General features: G+C 79.9%; 1 protein-coding gene. It reads left to right on the forward strand.

All coding sequences use genetic code 11. The annotated features are described in order from the left end of the window. A partial coding sequence (locus tag FNQ90_RS25020; protein WP_228471593.1) for a cell division protein PerM occupies positions 1–916 on the forward strand: 916 nt, incomplete at both ends.

A 916-nucleotide genomic window follows, 5' to 3' on the forward strand; every position in this document is an offset into this window, starting at 1 on the left:
CTCCTCCCCACCCTCCTGCGGGGCGCCGCCCGACGAGCCGGCGCGTTCCTCGACGGGGCGGGCGCGGCGGCCCGGGGCCTCGGCGTTCCCGTGGTGATCGTGCTGCTCCTGTGGACCACCTCGCCCCACCCCGACGCCGGGGCGGCGGCGGCCCTGCGGGTCGCGATCGACCTGTGGTTGCTGGCCCACGGCGCCCCACTGGAGCGGATGGACACCCTCGACGGCGTCCCCGCGCCGCTGGCCCTCACCCCCCTGCTGCTCACCGCGGTGCCGGTGTGGCTGCTGTGGCGGGCGGCGCGCGCCGCCCTGCCGCCCGGTCGGCCCGTGAAGGAGGCCGTCGGTGCGGCTGTTCGGGTGAGTCTGGGGTACGCGGCGGCCGGCGTGCCGGCGATCCTGTTCGCCGCCGGGGGTCCGTTGCGGGCGGGACCGGGTCGGGCCCTGCTCCACCTGCTCCTCCTGGCCCTGGCCGTCACCGTGGTCGCCGCGTTGCGCTCGGCGGAGCCACCGGCCCCCACCGGCCGGCTCGCCCCCCTGCTGCGCCGGGCCGACCACGGCGCCCTGCGCGCCGCCTGCGCCGGCGCGGGCGGCATGCTGGGGGTCGGGGCCCTGATCGGTGTGATCGCGCTGATCGGCGGGGCGGACGCCGCCCGGGCGGACTTCGCCCTGCTCGCCCGGGACTGGTCCGGCCGCGTCGCGTTGGCGCTGCTGGTACTGGCCCTGCTGCCCAACCTCGTGGTGTGGGCCGCCGCCCACGGGCTGGGGCCGGGATTCGCCCTCGGCGGCGGCGCCCTGGCGCTCGGTCCGCTCCCCGCACTCGCGGCCGGTCGGACGCTCGGGCCGTTCACCGTCCCGGAAGCGGGGGCCCCGGCGGTGCTGCCCGCCTTCCCCTTGCTGGCCGCGCTGCCCGGGCCCGACC

It is taken from the genome of Streptomyces alkaliphilus (genome assembly GCF_014141535.1).
In the GTDB taxonomy this organism is placed as follows: domain Bacteria; phylum Actinomycetota; class Actinomycetes; order Streptomycetales; family Streptomycetaceae; genus Streptomyces; species Streptomyces alkaliphilus.